Raw genomic sequence first — 15895 nt, 5'->3', positions numbered from 1 at the left:
GTATCAAGTCTTCTGTTAATCGAGGGCGCCGAGTCGGCGATGCTCAGTCACGACGCGGGTCACCCACGTTTGTGCCAAGCCAAGGTAATGGGCCGGATCGAGCAAACGATCCAGTTCTTCTGCAGAAAGTTGCGCACTGACCTGTTCGTCATCGCCCAGCACAGCGCGAAGATGCCGCTGCTCGGCCACAGCACGGCGGCAACACTGTTCGACCAGGTGATGGGACGCGTCACGACCGATGCGTTGCGCCAAGGCAATGCTCACGGCTTCCGCCAACACCAGGCCTTGTGTGAGCTCCAGATTGGCGCGCATGCGCTCAGCATCCACTTCCAGGCCGGGTACGACAATCAAGGCCTGGGCGAGTGCTCCGGAAACCAGGCAGCAGATCTCCGGCAAGGTTTCCCATTCGGCGTGCCACAAACCCAGGCTGCGCTCATGCTCCTGGGGCATCGCGGCGAACAGGGTGGAGACCAGACCGGGCACGCGGGTGGCCGCGCCGATCAGTACCGCCGCGCTCACCGGGTTGCGCTTGTGCGGCATGGTGGACGACCCCCCCTTGCCTGGCGCGGACGGCTCGAACGCCTCGCCCACGTCGGTTTGCATCAGCAGCGACAGGTCGCGACCAAACTTGCCCAGCGTGCCGGCGATCAGGCCCAGTACGCTGCCGGCCTCGACAATGCGGTCCCGCTGGGTATGCCAGGGCTGCTCGGGCAGCGTCAGTTGCAACTCATTGGCCAGCGCGACCGACACCGGCAGCGCCTGCTCACCCAGGGCGGCCAGTGTGCCGGCGGCACCGCCGAACTGCAGGCACAGCAAGCGAGGCTTGAGCTCGGTCAGCCGCTGACGGTGCCGGTTCAGCGCGTCGAGCGTTCCCGCCAGCTTCATGCCAAGCGTCACCGGCGTGGCGTGCTGCAGCCAGGTGCGCCCCGGCAATACGGTGCTGGCGTGTTTTTCCGCCTGCACCGCCAAGGCGTCGGCCAAGGCCGAAAGATCCGCTTCGATCAGTCCCAACGCCGCGCGCAGTTGCAGAACCAGCCCGGTATCCATGGCGTCCTGGCTGGTGGCGCCCAAGTGCACATAGCGCTCGGCTTCGGCATCGTTCTGGGCGATCTGGCGGCCTAGGGCCTTGACCAGCGGAATCGCCGAGTTACCCGCCGTGGCAATCGCCTGGGCCAGCGCAACGGGATCGTACAGAGCCGCCTGGCAGGCCGCTTCGATAGCCGGCACGACACGCCCGGGGATCAGCCCGACGGACGCTTCAGCGCGGGCCAGCGCGGCTTCGAAGTTGAGCATGCCCTGCAGGCGACCCCGGTCGGAAAACACGTCACGCATGGATGCCTGGGTAAAGTAGGCATCGAAAAGCTGATTGCTGACACTCACGATTCAGCCTCCTGAAAAGAACAGAACGACGCGGCATTCGCCATGTCGAGCGCTTGCAACTGCTGCAGGCGACTATGGGTACGGGAAAAATCAGTATGACTGCCGGCGCGACACAGCACCGCCGGCCGGTCGACACCGCCCAGACGCAGGCGCACGCCGCTGTCGTAGGCAATGTCGATGAAATTTAGAAACCGCTGTTGCACGTCGATACCTTCGCCGTCCAGCGAGGGCACGGTGCCCACGGTCAGCTCGGCAAAGTGTTCGCACAGCCAGAGGTAATCCGCACTGGAACGCGGACCGCGGCACAGCTCGGCGAAATCCAGCCAGGCGCGCTTGTTCTCTCGGGCAACCAGACGCAACGGGCGTCGATTGACCTCGATGACCAGCTCACGCTCGGCGTGCGCGGGCGGTGCCAGGGGCGTGGCGGCCCAGTCTGCGTCGTCCGCCAGGGGCCAGCAGAACTGTCCCCAGTCCCGGGTGGACTCGCGGCGGTAGTCCTGACCGCCGTCCAGCTCCAGCACTTCGAAGCGTGCGTCGATCAGTTTGATCGTGGGCAGGAATCGCTCGCGGTACAACGGATTGGGACACAGCTTCGACGGTGGGTAATTGGACGTGCAGACCACGCCAACCCCCTCGTCTACCAGCACTTTGACCAGGCGGCCTAGGAGCATGGCGTCGCCAATGTCATGCACATGGAATTCATCGAAGCACAACAGACGGGTGCTCCCAGCCAACTCACGAGCAGCCAGGACCAACGGATCGGGTTGACCAGCATAAGCGCGGACAAGGGTTTGCAGTTCGGCCAGGAATGCGTGGAAATGCACCCGCCGTTTTTCGACCAAGGGTGCGGCGGCGAACAGCGCGTCCATGACGAAGCTTTTGCCGCGCCCTACGCCACCCCACAGGTAAACGCCGGCGGCGGGACGACGCAGCAATGAACGGCGCCGCCCCAGAAACGCCGACAGCCATTGACCCAGAAGGTCAACGGCCGCCCGTTGCGCCGCGTCGGCCCGGTAACCCCGGGCCGCGAGACGGGTTTCGTATTCCTGCCGGAGCAGTTGCCCCGGCGATGTATCAGAAGTCAAAAAAAACCGTCTCGTTTTCGCCCTGGATGCGGATATCGAAGCGGTACACCACCTTGCCATCCCGCTCTTCGCGCGTGGCGATCAGCGTCTGGCGGCGCTCGGGCTGTTCGATCAGGTTGAGCACCGGATCGGCCGCGTTGGCGTCGGCTTCGTCATCAAAATAGATGCGGGTCGCCAGTTGGATGTTGATCCCGCGGGCAAACAGCGACACGTTGATGTGCGGCGCTTGCGGACGGCCATCGGCTGCCTTGACCACACCCGGCTTGACGGTCTCGATGGTCCATTCGCTACCGGCATCGAAGGTGGTGGCGGTACGGCCAAAACCATTGAACGGCTTGTCGAGGTTGTACTCCTCGTCGTACACGCCTTCGTGGTTGGCTTGCCAGACCTCCAGGAAGGAGTCGCGCACCAGGTGACCGTTGCCGTCGAACACACGGCCGATCACGGTGATGTGCTCACCGGGGGCCTCGGGTTTGGCCATCTGGTTCCAGATTTCCTGTTCGCGGGTCGGGTTACCGGCCGCGGCCAGAGCCAGGCCGATATGAACGTAGGGACCGGCGGTCTGGGAGGTGGTCTCGCGGAGCAGATTGATCTCAGTCATGGTCGCCTCCTCAGACGTTCTCAAACCAGGTTTTGCGCTGACCGCGCAGGACGATGTCGAAACGGTACGCCAGGCAATCCATGGGGTTGTTTGCGGTCAGGTCCAGACGCGCAATCATGGTTTGCACCGCTTCCGGGTCGTTCACAGCCTTGACGATCGGGCACTGCGGAATCAGCGGATCACCTTCGAAGTACAGCTGGGTGATCAGCTTGGTGCAGATCGCCGGGCCGCTGATGGAGAAGTGAATGTGCGCCGGACGCCAGTCGTTCGGGTTGTTACGCCACGGATACGGACCCGGCTTGATGGTGCGGAAATGGTAACGCCCTTCGCTGTCGGTCAGCGCACGGCCCACACCGCCGAAGTTCGGGTCGAGGGGCGCCAAGTAACGGTCGTTCTTGTGGCGGTAGCGGCCGCCGGCGTTGGCTTGCCACATTTCCACCAGGGTATGCGGGATCGGCTTGCCAAACTGGTCCACCACACGGCCGTGAACGATGATGCGTTCACCGATCGGCAGCGCACCGGTATTGAAGTTGAGCAGCAGATCGTTGTCGTGCCGGCCCATGTTCAAGTGCGTGAAGTCCGGACCGGTGGTCTCGGAAATTGACTGGGGAATGCTGACCAGTGCCTGGCGCGGGGAACGCCCTACCGAGGTCTTGTAGTCCGGGGTCAAGGCTTTGGGGTGCCACGTGCGGTCACGCATGACAAAACGACGTTCTTGAGCGTCGGACATGTCGATCTCCTGTTGTGTGATGACGGAGGGTCGCTGTTCTGAACGGACCAAGTCTCGGTCAATTTCCGCCGGGGGAAAATTGAAACCTTGCACGCCTCGCATAACCCTCAGGTTATCTAATGGCGTGTCGCTCCTTCCCTCCGCCTGAAAAAACGCCCAAACCTGGGCTTGGGCGTTTTCTTGGCGTTAACTGGCAGGAAACCTGCCGCCAGCATCAGAAATCGTTTTCGAGATCGATGCCGGACTTGCCGGGTGCGAGGATGTTGTTCGGGTCCAGTGCACGCTTGAGGGTGTGTTCCAGCTTGCGTTTGACCGGGCCGTAGCTCTGCGCAACACGCTCCTGGAAGTGCGGGTTCACGCGGTATACCGCGTAGCCCTTCTCCTCGAAGACGTCCAGAAGCTCATTGAAGCAGGCATCCGCGCGCTTGGTTTCTTCCGGGTTGCTGCGGTCATACAGCACATCGATGACGTGGTGCATGTCGCGCCAGCCGACGATGAACTCACCGACGTAGTCCAGGCCGTGCTTGTTGAGGATGCCCTTGGCCAACTCGTACTGCTTGTCGCACTCGCTGCCGCGAGCCTGGCTGACGGGTGCGAACCACATGGAGCCACCGCCCCCACGCCAGTTGTACAGGCCGAATTCCTGCAGGTTCGGGATGCCTTTCATCATCTCGGACCGGTACTTGAATGGCTGGGTATTGCCCGCCTCTTTCTCGGTGACCAGCTTGCCCTTGCCGAGCTTCTTCAGCGCGTCAGTGACGATCTTGAAGTTGACGTCGATCTGCTCCTGGGTGCCGTACAGGCAGGCATAGACGTTCCAGGCGCCGAGGTCCTTGTCCTTCTGAATCTGCTTGAGGATGGCGTCCGGGGTGGCACCCGGCTCGGTGATGTAGTCCGAGCGGCGCACGCCAGCGGCTGCAGCTTCCCAGATGGTGGCGGCGATCACCACAGAGTTGGGGATGATCTGGGCCAGACGCAGCGGACGAATGAACTCGACGATCTCGGCGATATCGGTCTCTTCGGGAAACTTGATCTCGAACGGCTTGAACACCGGCGGCTTGGGCATCAGCCAGAAGCCCATCTTGGTGCAGATGCCATAGTTTGCCTGAGTGAACATGCCGTCCAGGGTCGGACCGTAGCCCCACTTGAACACCTGCCAGGCGTTGTCGCCCTTCACGCCGCCCATACCGGTGCGGTAGACGTCACCGTTGGCCAGGACCACTTCCATGCCGCACTGCATCATGAAGTGCTCGCCGTACGGGGTGTAGCCCACGCCACGGTCCATGGTGTTGCCCAGCGGGCCGGCAATCGCCGACGGCGCGGAGAAGGACAGCATCAGCGGGATGTTGTTTTCCTGCAGGTAGTCATACAGCTGACCGTAGGTCACGCCGGGCTCAACCAGGGCGGTACCCAGCTCAGCGTCGACGTGAAGGATCTTGTTCATCTTCTTCAGATCGAGAATGACCTGACCGCGCTGCCCTGGGGCGGCGGAACCATAACCGAAGTTGCGGCCGGTGGAGATGGTCCAGACCGGGATCTTGTGTTCGTTGCAGATCTTCACCACGCCCTGGATCTGTTCCACAGTGGTGGCGGTGACGGCTGCCGACGGCGCATGGTTAGCGTTCTCCGTGGACATCATGATCTTGTTGTAGGGGACGAGCTGCTCGTTTTTCACCAGCACATTGTCATCGCCCAGCAAGGCACGGAACTTGGTCACGGCCTTTTGGAACTCGGCCGCAGTTACTCCCTGCGGCAGAAGCTGATTGGTTTGATCGGTCATGCGGATTGGCTCCTACCGGTCTCGATCGAGAACGAAACGAAATGGCCGCTCAGCGGCAAATGTTGAACGCCGACCTGCGGCATGGGACGTGTTTCAGGGCTACCCAGCGCGGCCAGTACATGACCCAGCGAGGCCACCCACTGGGCGGCGGCATCGGCACGTTTGGCGGAAGCGCTCAGCTCCATGAGCATCCCCTGACGGCCTTGACGCTGTTCGTGCAGCGCGAAACCCGCGCCACACTGGTTCAGCTCCTGGCCGAAACGCGTGGCACAACCGGCGGCGCCCTCTGCGGTGAGCAGCTGGTGCCGCGAGCCGCGTGCATCCACGCCGTGCTGGCCCAGCCACTGGATCTCGGCCCCGGCACTGCGTGCCAGATCCACAATCAGCGTGGCGCTGGCGTCATCCAGCAGGCCGATGATGCGTTGCGGTTGCGGGCTGTTGAGCAGCGCCGACACCTGACGAATGTGTTCCAGCCCCGAATCAGTGTGCTGAAATTTCAACGCGGGGTTGTGCGTCTGCGCCCCCAGCATGAAAGCTGCGCCGACGGTGCTGTCACTCACCAGCACCAACGCCGGCTCGACCGGTGTGCGGAACAGGCCGGCGGCCAGGCTGACCCCACTCGCGCTCAGGGCCAAGCCAGACAAACCACTCAGCGCTGCGCCCTTGAGAAGAGAGCGACGGGCGAGGTTCATGGCTTGCTTCCTTCCGTCTTGGCCGCCCGGGCCGGGGACTTCTGAATGTATTCCCCCACTTCCTGCAGCGACTTATCGTCGATATAGGACGCAGTGAACGCCGGCATGGCACGGAAACCGTTACGCACGATGGCGGTGATGTATTCCGGCGGCAGTCCGCGACCGAAGAGTTCGGGGCCGACGCCAATGTCGTGGCAATGGCCGCACACTTTTTCGTAGACATTCTGACCGCCGCGCCATTTTCCATCCCCGTCAGCGGATGCTGCGCCAGACAACATCAACAGCGGGAGGGACAGGCCAAGCACGCAGGACCGCCAGCAGGCCTTTCGGCTCTGGTATGGGAACATGTGTTGCTCCTCTCTTAAGTTATGAGTGATAGGGAAATCAGAACGGGTAGCGGCGCGGGGCGTGCTGTACGGTGATCCAGTGATCGGTGGTGAATTCCTCGATCGCCCAATCGCCGTTGAAGCGGCCCAGACCCGAGTTCTTCTCACCGCCGAAAGGCGCGTTGGGCTCATCGTTAACCGGAATGTCGTTGATGTGCGTCATGCCTGCACGGATGCGACGGGCGAACTGTACGCCACGCTCCAGGCTGGAGGTGAACACGGCGCTGGACAGGCCGTACTCGCTGCTATTTGCCAGTTCGAGGGCATGTGCCTCGTCGCGGGCGCGCTGAATGCCGACCAGCGGGCCGAAGATTTCTTCCCGGGCGATTTCCATGTCAGCCGTCACGTCGGCAAATACATGAGGAGGCATTACGTTGCCCTGGGGCTCGCCTGCCACCATCACGCGAGCGCCTTCGGATCTGGCGGTCTCGATCTTTTCTTGCAGACCGGCCAGTTGCTTGGCATTGATTACCGGGCCAACCACAGTTTCCGGCTTGCTCGGGTCGCCATAGGGCAGCGACTTGACGCGCTCGGCGTAACGGTTGACGAAGTCCTCGTACACGGACTCCTCAACGATGATGCGGTTGATCGCCATGCAGATCTGACCCTGGTGCAGGAACTTGCCCACCACCGCGGCATTCACCGCCTGATCGAGGTCAGCGTCGGCCAGTACCACGAAGGGGCTGTTGCCACCCAGTTCCAGCGCTACATGTTTGAGGTGTTCGCCACCGGCGGCAATACGGCCGATGTTGCGACCAACCTGGGTCGAACCGGTGAAGGAGATGAAGCCCGGCACTTCGTGCTCGACGAAGGCATCGCCGATTTCGCTACCGGAGCCAACCAGCACGCTGAGCGCGCCCTTGGGCAGGCCCGCCTCTTCGAAAATGCGCGCCAGCAGCAGGCCGCCGGTAACCGGAGTATCGCTGGCCGGCTTGATCACGCACGCGTTGCCCAGGGCCAGGGCCGGGGCCAGGGAGCGAGCGGTAAGGTGCAGCGGAAAGTTCCACGGGCTGATGATGCCGATCACACCCAGCGGCTCACGGTAGACGCGGCTTTCTTTACCGGGCACATCGGAGGCCAGGATACGGCCATGCACGCGGCTCGGCAGGCTGGCGGACTCCTGCGTGATGGCGCGCGCTGCGCCCCATTCGATTTGAGCCTTGATACGGGTGCTGCCCGACTCACGGATGATCCAGTCGATAATCTCGTCGCGGCGCTCATCAAAAATACGCACGGCATTGAGCATCACCGCAGCGCGCTCGGAAGGTCCGCGCGCCGCCCAGTCGACCTGTGCTTCGCGAGCGCTGCGGTAGGCCTCGTCCAGATCCTCACGGTTGGCCAGGGGGATCTGCAGCAGCTTCTCCTGGGTAAAAGGGTCCAGAACATCGAGGTCCCGGCCCGAACGGCCGGCACGCCACTCACCGGCGATCAGTTGCAGATTCAAATTCTCATAGGCAGCAAGGCGTTGAGACATGGAGTTTCTCCTACGCATCTCAAATAACAGTAGTTAGGTCGCGCCAATGTGTATCGGCTGTCCGACTGGCGTCACTTTGGCGCTCGTGACCGGTACGACATCAAGAAGGATGGCGCACGCATTCCAAGAGCGCTTTTGTTGTAGCTGTCAAAATACCTTCATCAAAATACATACCAACCCGTTAACTTTCGATTTATCCCTTTAAAATCAAGTACTTATACGGTTTTCTAAGCCCATCCCCTTACCTGGCCAATGTGCTAACAGGCAAAAACCATTACGAAAATACTGCGAAACTGAGAATTTACTGCATCCACAAATGCAATAATGTTCGGTAATCGAACACTTCCAAGGGAATGCATTCTCACAGCAACTGCTTCGTCGACATACTGCAACCCCCTTCTCCAGAGGCGAATAATGAAAGGCAACCCAGCAAAATCTTCCGTCGACGACAACCGCCTCGCAGGCCGACTCCATCTGCTTGTCAACACTACCGACACCCTCCGGCACAGCGGGATTCCCAGCGCCGAACACTTGGCACAGACCCTGGCCTTCGCGCCGCAGGATGGCTTCGTCTGGCTGTGCGGCCAGCGCATGATGCTGATGCAGCACGCCTCGTTTACCGCCATGCGCCGCGAGCTGGTCACCTCCCTGGGCATGGACAAGGCTCGAGAGCTGATGACCCGGCTGGGCCGGGATGCCGGCACCCGAGACGCGCAAAAGGTCATACAACGATGGCCCGAGGGGAATCACGCCGCGCTGTACTCCGCAGGTCCGCACCTGCACATGCTGCGAGGCATGGTGAATGTCGAAGCGATACGCTTCGAAATCGACAGCAGCCAGGGGCATTTCTATTCCGAGTTCCTTTGGCACGAATCATTTGAAGATGACGAGCACATCAGCAGCCACGGACTCGGAGATTATTCCGCTTGCTGGCTGGGTATCGGCTATGCCAGTGGCTACGCGTCCGCGATTACCGGACGCCGGATCGTCTTTCGCGAAGTCGAATGCCGCGCCATGGGCCATTCGGCCTGCAGGGTCATCGGCAAACCGGCGGATCGCTGGGAGGACGCTGAGAATGATCGTATTTCGCCGGGCGCGCAGACTCCTTATGCGCCAACGCTCGCGGAAGGGCCTCTCTACTACTACGAAACCCTGGATGCAGCCGGCGAACAGTCGCCCATGGTGGGCGTGTCTCCTGCCTTTCAAACGGCCAAACGGTTGCTGGAAAAAGTGGCACCGACTCGGGCAACCGTGCTATTGACCGGTGAGTCGGGGGTGGGTAAAGAACTCTTCGCCCGCACCCTGCACCAGGCGAGCCGTCGCCACGACAAACCCTGGGTCGCGCTCAACTGCGCCACGCTGCCGGAAAACCTGGTGGAATCCGAACTGTTCGGTGTGGAACGCGGCGCCTTTACGGGTGCCGATCGCTCACGCCCGGGCCGCTTCGAGCGGGCCAATGGCGGCACCCTGTTTCTCGATGAAATCGGCACCCTGAGCCTGAGCGCCCAGAGCAAGATCCTGCGCGCCTTGCAGGAAGGGGAAATCGAGCGGGTTGGCGGCAACCTGCCCACAAAGGTAGACGTGCGCATCATCGCCGCTACCAATGCCGACCTGCGCGCCGAAGTGGCGGCCGGGCGCTTTCGTGAAGACCTGTTCTACCGCTTGAATGTCTTCCCCATTCATTTGCCGCCCCTGCGCGAGCGACGCGAGGATATTCCGCTGCTGGCTAATCACTTCCTGCGGCACTTCTGCCATCTGTACGAGTGTCCTGTCGCAGGGGTGAGCTCGCGCCTGGCCAACACCCTCCTCACCTACGGATTCCCGGGCAATATCCGTGAGCTGCAAAACCTCATTGAACGCGGAGTCATCGCCGCCACTGCAGGCGAAGCGCTGGACTTGCAGCATATTTCGCTAGGCAAGGGAGAGTCGTTCACCGCACTGCAGGGCCTCACCAACAAGGGTCGACTGGAAGCCACAAGCCAACCCGCTAACGCGACTGCTACTGCTACTGCTACTGCTATTCATGAAAGCTTTACAGCACCCGCACCTGCGAACTTCGCACACCCTGCGGAAAGCGCCTTCCACAAGCTGCAGGCGTTCATCACCGGCGAACGCAACCAGCTGGGCATCAATCTTGGCGAAGTCGAGCAGCTCCTGGTCCGCCTGGCCATGGACAGGTGCAACGGCAATATCACCGCGGCGGCGCAAGTGTTGGGCATGAGCCGGGCCCAGGTCAGCTATCGACTCAAAGCGCGTTAAAAGCGGAACCCCCAGACCCGGGGGTTCCGTCGCCATCACAGTGGCACGGTCAACTTCAACCAGAAGGCATCGCCATCGGCGCGGTTGCGCACACCTGCTTCATTTTGCCATTTGCCGCTCAGCGCCCAACCGGACGGACTGCTGTACTGCACGGACGGGCCGATGGCAAAGGCCCGCCCACGATTGTCGGACACCCGATCACCGTCCTGCCGGTCGTCACTGATTTGCTTGTAGACGTAACCGCCGACTCCCACCACCCAGCCATTGCCCAGCCCCCACCCCAGCGCATAGTCGGCATGCAGCTCGCGGCCGGACTTGTAGTCCGTATCGGGGTTTTCGAAATTGTATTCGTGCATCAGGCGGACATCGGCATTCAGGCCAACGGGATCCATGTAGGTCACCGCATACACCGCCTGGATGGTTGCGTAGTTGTTGCCCAGGTTCACCAGATCGTTTCGGTCATATTCGCTGCCGGTGGGCACCACGAAGTCGACGCCCACGGCGGTGTGCAATTTGTCACTGTGGTGAAAACCGACTACCGGGCCAAGGTGAGCATCGCCGATGCCGCGTTTGTGGTCGCGTTGACCGTTGAGGTTGAGGCGAATGTCATTGAGCGGCAGCAGGGCATGGAATCCCAGGTCCCCCCCTAGCACCTTGTGCTCGGTGACCCAGATAAAGCGCGGTACCAGCGTGGTGACGCGCAGATCGAAACTCACTCCGAGCCGGTCGCCGGAATTGTCGCGCAGCTCATTGGCCGTGTAGTTGCCGGCGAACAACTGACCATAGGTGCCCGGCGGCGGAAGGATGCCCATCAGGTAGTTCTCGATACCCATCGGCCAGGATGAGCCGCCGCCCTCGGTAGCCTGGGCGGTGGTGATACAGCCTCCCAGGATGATTCCCAACGCGAGCTGCTGGAAGCCGAGAAGCGGGGCACGAAGGTGAGTGGGAAATTTTTTCATGGAGGTCAGCCTGATCATCTTGAAGGGATCGCCTCCTCTCTGACCATGCAGAAGCCAACCTGATCGAAAACTTTATTCTTTGAGCGCGAGCCGCGGGCTCTGTGCCTTAGGGGTACTCGCCGCCTGTGGAACCAAGCTCGGTATTGCCCGTCGCATTCACCGAGGCCCGAAAGGCATTGGGCGATTGGCCACTCAGGCGCTTGAAAAAACGCGAAAAATAGGTCGGATCGCTGAACCCCAGATTATCCGAGAGCCGGCTGATGGTCATGCCGGTATAAATCAGGTCGCGCTTGGCCTCCAGCAGCAGCCGCTGGTGTATCACCTGCAGGGCGCTCTGCCCGGTCAGCTGCCGGCACAGATTATTCAGGTAGGTACCGGAGACTCCCACACGGTGGGCATAGTCCTCCACCGACAGGTGCTCGCGGTAATGCCCCTCCACCAGCTTGATGAAACTTGCCAGATATTCGCGGCTGCGTTCCGTGCTCCTGGCGCCCAAACTTTGCCGGCGCCGGCAGATCCAGATCATCAAGGTGCTCACCATCGACTGCAACAATGTGTCCCGGAACGGCTTGCTGCCTTCATATTCAGCCAGCAGCGCCGCGAACAAGGTGTCGATGTAATGGCGTGAGTCATCGACCGGATAACAATCCGCTCCACTCAGGTGCGGCCCCAGCTCCGCCTCGAATCGCGCGACCAGCGGTGCCGCCAGCGTCAGCACATAGCCTTCAATATCTTCAGGGAACTGAAAACCATGCACGCAGAGCGGCGGCACCACCTGAAGTGAGGCCTGCTCGATGTTGTGACGTTTTCCCTCGATCTCGACCCGCGAATGCCCGCGCTGGATGTAGAACAGCTGAAAGAGATCCGCATGGCGATGGGGTTGAATTTCCCACTGGTGCAGGCTGCTACGCCTGGAGATCGATTCACAGTGCAGCAAGTCGGGCGTGGGCCAGATTTGCTGTTCGCCATACAGCTTGAAAACGGGGACCGTCGGACTATCCAGAGGTTGCATAGGTGTTCCACACATTTTGTGTTATGGGCTGTGACGAAATGGCCGGTAATCGAACGCTGTGTTCAAAAGTGCAATGATTCAGAGGATTATTACCTTATTGTGACGGCGTATTTAGGAAAAATGCAGGGGAATTCTTCCAACCCCAGCTGCCTCCATGAGTGAGCGGCTTTTTCGGGACTAAATAATGAAAACTCAGGTAGCTATTATTGGTGCTGGGCCGTCGGGTCTTCTTCTTGGTCAACTGCTGCACACAGCAGGTATTGAGGCCGTCATTCTCGAACGCCAAACCCCTGAATATGTCCTGGGCCGTATCCGTGCCGGTGTACTGGAACAAGGTACCGTCGACATGTTGCGTGAGGCCGGTGTGTCCGCGCGCATGGACGCCGAAGGCTTGGTCCATGATGGCGTTGAACTGCTGGTCGGTGGCAAGCGTGTACGCGTCAATCTCAAGGAGCTCACGGGCGGCAAGACCGTGATGGTCTACGGCCAGACCGAAGTGACTCGCGACCTGATGGAGGCCCGCACTGCCAGCGGAGCCCTGACCATTTATTCCGCCGCCAACGTACAGCCCCATGACATGAAGGGTGAAAAGCCCTATGTCACCTACGAAAAAGATGGCCAGACCCACCGCCTCGACTGCGACTACATTGCCGGCTGCGATGGTTTCCATGGCGTTTCGCGCAAAAGCATCCCCAGCGAAGTACTGACCGAGTACGAGCGCGTGTACCCCTTCGGCTGGCTGGGCATGTTGTCCGATACTCCGCCTGTGCATGATGAACTGATCTATGCCCACCATGATCGCGGTTTCGTCCTCTGCAGCCAGCGCTCGCTGACCCGCAGCCGTTATTACCTCCAGGTGCCCCTGACGGACAAGGTCGAAGAGTGGTCCGACGAGCGTTTCTGGGACGAACTCAAGACGCGTCTGCCGCAGTCCCTGGGTGACCGGATGGTGACGGGCCCGTCGCTGGAGAAAAGCATCGCCCCGCTGCGCAGCCTGGTGGTAGAACCCATGCAGTACGGCAAGCTGTTCCTGGTCGGTGACGCTGCGCACATCGTGCCGCCCACAGGCGCCAAGGGTCTCAACCTGGCCGCTTCGGACGTGTGCTACCTGTACCGGATCCTGGTCAAGGTATTCAAGGAAGGTCGCACCGACCTGCTGGAAAAATACTCGGAAATCGCCCTGCGCCGCGTCTGGAAGGGTGAACGCTTCAGCTGGTTCATGACCAACCTGCTGCACGATTTCGGCGAGCACAAGGACGCCTGGGATCAGAAGATGCAGCAAGCCGACCGCGAGTACTTCCTCAACTCCCACGCCGGCCTGGTGACCATTGCCGAAAACTACGTGGGCCTGCCCTACGAAGAGATCGTTTAAGCCACCTAGTGAAGCCCACTCCGCCTGCCCTTCCGGCAGGCGGAGTCGTTTTTGGGGCTTGAAAATTCGCTCCAAGAACCATTGCCAAGCATCGGCTTCAGGTCGTGGGCGCTTTTCACATCCGCCCATCGGCGGCGCCTGGCGGACAACGAACTGCGGTTGTCCACCCTACGGCGTGCTTAATGAAAAGGCGGCGACGAGCCCAGGCGCACGCGAAACTCTTCCGCCACCTCGCGCAAGTGCTCGATGCACCACTGCGTTCCCACCGAGGGCGTATGCGTCGGGTTGCTGCAAATGCCGAGCGATCCCCCCGGGTCCTTGATACCCACTTCCAGTTCCGCCAGCTCGTCCTTTTCCAGATCCAGCAGCACCGCGTCACGCGGCGCGACCCAGACCGCATCGCTGAGCAGCACGTAACGACGACTCAGAGCGATGGACAGCGTTTCCAGACGCTGCTGCGGCAGACTGGCGCCACATTGCACATACAGGCTTTCTGCATCACGACGGATGGTGGTATCAGCCGACGGCAGTACCACAGGGTAGTTCTCCAGCGCCTCAGCCTGCACAGGACTGCCAAGCAGCGCATGCCCAGGACGCACCACGAGCACCAGCGGCTCGTGATAGAGGTGCTCGAACGAAAGTCCTTCGATCAACGGACTTTCCGTCATCCGCCCGACCACCAGGTCCAGCTCACCCACCCGCAGCAAGCCCAGCAGGTGAGCGCTCGGCCCGCCGACCACACTGATCCGCAAGGCCTCATGCTGTTCATGCAGACGACGCACCACCTCCGGCAGAAACGCGCTTTCCACGGTACTGAGCGCGCCCAGGCGCACGCTGGAGGCGTCATGGGCGTGGCTGCCCAGACTGCGCACACCTTCGCGCAGCGCCTGCACACTGACACCGGCATAACGCAGGAAAGACTGACCTGCGCGGGTCAACACCACTCCGCTCTTGCTGCGCTCGCACAGCGAGGCGCCCAAGAACTCTTCCAGTTCGCGCAGCGTTTTTGACACGGCCGGGGGGCTGATCGCCAGGACCGAGGCCGCTCGGGCAAGGCTTCCCTGGCGCGCAATCTCCAGGAAGCAGGTCAGATGGCGAAGCTTGATGCGGTTATCGAGATTCATGGCGAGCGCGGAGGAGGAAAAGTCGCAACCATAGGCGCTTGGTCGCTGCCACGCCAGTGCGGCCAGGTCGCCGCCTTGAGGTTTACTTGAATTGAATCCAACAGACGAAACAAGGCCCCGGTGTCCTGCCGACACCGGGGCCTTGTGTTCGATCAGCGCGTGAGGAAATCCAGCAGCGCCTGGGTGAACCTCTCGCCAACTTCAACATTGGACAGGTGAGCGGCATGGAAATCCACCTGTTCGGCGCCGCGAATACGCTCCTGCATGAAGCGACCGTCAGCCGGAGTGGTGACAGCGTCCTCGGTACCGCACACGATCAGGGTCTTGGCCTGGATCGCACCCAACTGCTCGCGGAAATCGCCATCGCGTACGGCAGCGCAATTGGCCGCGTAGCCCGCCGGAGAGGTGGCAACCAGCATGGACACCACGCGGTCAGCCTCTTGCGGCTCGGCGGTGGCGAACTCCGGTGTAAACCAACGGGCGATGGTGGCATCGCGCAGGTCGCGCATGGCTTGCTGACCACCGGCGCTGACGGTGTCGATGCGCGAATTCCAGCCCTCGGCGTTGCCGATTTTCGCTGCGGTGTTGCACAGCACCAGGTGGGTAATGCGCTCGGGGGCGTTAATACCCAGCCACTGACCGATCAGCCCGCCCATGGACAAGCCGCAGAACGCCGCCTTGTCGATCTTCAGCGCATCCAGCAGGGCCAGCACGTCGGAGCCCAGCTGCGCGATGCTGTAAGGCCCTTCGGTGACCAGCGAGGCGCCATGGCCACGGGTGTCATAACGCACCACACGGAAGGACTTGGCCAGCGCGGGAATCTGCGTATCCCACATACCCAGGTTGGTACCCAGGGAGTTGGACAACACCAGGACCGGTGCCGCGTCGGGACCGTCGATGCGGTAATTCAGTTCGCCATCGGCAAGCTGTAGGGAAGGCATAGGAACTCCTCGAAAAAGATCACTGCGACGTAAAAACAGTCTGGGTGGGGCCGATTTCACATCGGCTTTGTGAAGCCTCTGCTGCCGACATTAAGTCGGC

General features: G+C 61.3%; 14 protein-coding genes. 2 read left to right on the top strand and 12 right to left on the bottom strand.

What is annotated here, in order from left to right; genetic code table 11:
- Positions 1–15 precede the first annotated feature (15 nt).
- From ACTV8E_RS04810 to pchA, 8 genes are all read right to left on the bottom strand, one after another.
- On the bottom strand, positions 16–1383 hold the full coding sequence (locus ACTV8E_RS04810) for a 3-carboxy-cis,cis-muconate cycloisomerase (protein ID WP_443198967.1): 1368 nt from the start codon (positions 1381–1383) through the stop codon (positions 16–18).
- The gene (zapE, locus tag ACTV8E_RS04805; protein WP_443198698.1) at positions 1377–2465 is read right to left on the bottom strand and encodes a cell division protein ZapE; all 1089 of its coding nucleotides are present in this window, start codon (positions 2463–2465) and stop codon (positions 1377–1379) included. Before zapE ends, ACTV8E_RS04810 begins: the two co-directional genes overlap by 7 nt.
- Positions 2455–3066, bottom strand: coding sequence for a protocatechuate 3,4-dioxygenase subunit alpha (pcaG, locus tag ACTV8E_RS04800; protein ID WP_443198697.1), 612 nt, complete (start codon positions 3064–3066; stop codon positions 2455–2457). The genes zapE and pcaG overlap by 11 nt, the downstream gene beginning before the upstream one ends.
- Positions 3067–3076: 10 nt before the next feature.
- Positions 3077–3796 (bottom strand): protocatechuate 3,4-dioxygenase subunit beta, encoded by a 720-nt coding sequence (gene pcaH / locus ACTV8E_RS04795; RefSeq protein WP_251836118.1) that lies wholly within the window; start codon positions 3794–3796, stop codon positions 3077–3079.
- Positions 3797–4010: 214 nt separating this feature from the next.
- Positions 4011–5576, bottom strand: coding sequence for an FAD-binding oxidoreductase (locus tag ACTV8E_RS04790; RefSeq protein ID WP_443198696.1), 1566 nt, complete (start codon positions 5574–5576; stop codon positions 4011–4013).
- Positions 5573–6268, bottom strand: coding sequence for a hypothetical protein (locus tag ACTV8E_RS04785; RefSeq protein WP_251836120.1), 696 nt, complete (start codon positions 6266–6268; stop codon positions 5573–5575). Before ACTV8E_RS04785 ends, ACTV8E_RS04790 begins: the two co-directional genes overlap by 4 nt.
- A complete protein-coding gene (locus ACTV8E_RS04780; protein WP_251836121.1) occupies positions 6265–6615 on the bottom strand; it encodes a c-type cytochrome in 351 nt (116 codons plus the stop codon). The genes ACTV8E_RS04785 and ACTV8E_RS04780 overlap by 4 nt, the downstream gene beginning before the upstream one ends.
- Positions 6616–6652: 37 nt before the next feature.
- Positions 6653–8128: a 4-hydroxybenzaldehyde dehydrogenase gene (pchA, locus tag ACTV8E_RS04775; protein ID WP_443198695.1), complete on the bottom strand. Its 1476-nt coding sequence runs from the start codon at positions 8126–8128 to the stop codon at positions 6653–6655.
- Between the two features lie 414 nt (positions 8129–8542).
- Here pchA and ACTV8E_RS04770 point away from each other — a divergent pair, with 414 nt between their 5' ends.
- Positions 8543–10387 carry a sigma 54-interacting transcriptional regulator gene (locus ACTV8E_RS04770; protein ID WP_443198694.1) on the top strand — a complete coding sequence of 615 codons (1845 nt, stop codon included), beginning with the start codon at positions 8543–8545 and terminating at the stop codon, positions 10385–10387.
- 35 nt (positions 10388–10422) lie between these two features.
- On the opposite strand, the gene ACTV8E_RS04765 is transcribed toward ACTV8E_RS04770, so the two are convergent.
- Together ACTV8E_RS04765 and ACTV8E_RS04760 are read right to left on the bottom strand one after the other, a co-directional pair.
- Positions 10423–11346, bottom strand: a complete 924-nt coding sequence (locus tag ACTV8E_RS04765) for a SphA family protein (protein WP_443198693.1) — start codon at positions 11344–11346, stop codon at positions 10423–10425.
- 106 nt (positions 11347–11452) lie between these two features.
- Positions 11453–12358, bottom strand: a complete 906-nt coding sequence (locus tag ACTV8E_RS04760) for a helix-turn-helix domain-containing protein (protein ID WP_443198692.1) — start codon at positions 12356–12358, stop codon at positions 11453–11455.
- A 184-nt stretch (positions 12359–12542) separates the two neighbouring features.
- Here ACTV8E_RS04760 and pobA point away from each other — a divergent pair, with 184 nt between their 5' ends.
- A complete protein-coding gene (gene pobA / locus ACTV8E_RS04755) occupies positions 12543–13730 on the top strand; it encodes a 4-hydroxybenzoate 3-monooxygenase (RefSeq protein ID WP_443198691.1) in 1188 nt (395 codons plus the stop codon).
- Between the two features lie 179 nt (positions 13731–13909).
- Here the strand turns inward: pobA and pcaQ are convergent, their stop codons facing one another.
- Both pcaQ and pcaD read right to left on the bottom strand, forming a co-directional pair.
- Positions 13910–14854, bottom strand: a complete 945-nt coding sequence (pcaQ, locus tag ACTV8E_RS04750) for a pca operon transcription factor PcaQ (RefSeq protein WP_443198690.1) — start codon at positions 14852–14854, stop codon at positions 13910–13912.
- Between the two features lie 152 nt (positions 14855–15006).
- Entirely contained in the window at positions 15007–15795 is a 789-nt protein-coding gene (gene pcaD, locus ACTV8E_RS04745) for a 3-oxoadipate enol-lactonase (protein WP_443198689.1), read from the bottom strand.
- Positions 15796–15895 lie beyond the last annotated feature (100 nt).

The sequence above is a fragment of the Pseudomonas sp. B392_1p genome (assembly GCF_052245235.1).
Classification (GTDB): Bacteria; Pseudomonadota; Gammaproteobacteria; order Pseudomonadales; family Pseudomonadaceae; genus Serpens; species Serpens gallinarum.
Note: the sequence above shows the minus strand (reverse complement) of the source record. Positions and strands in the feature narration are given on the sequence as shown.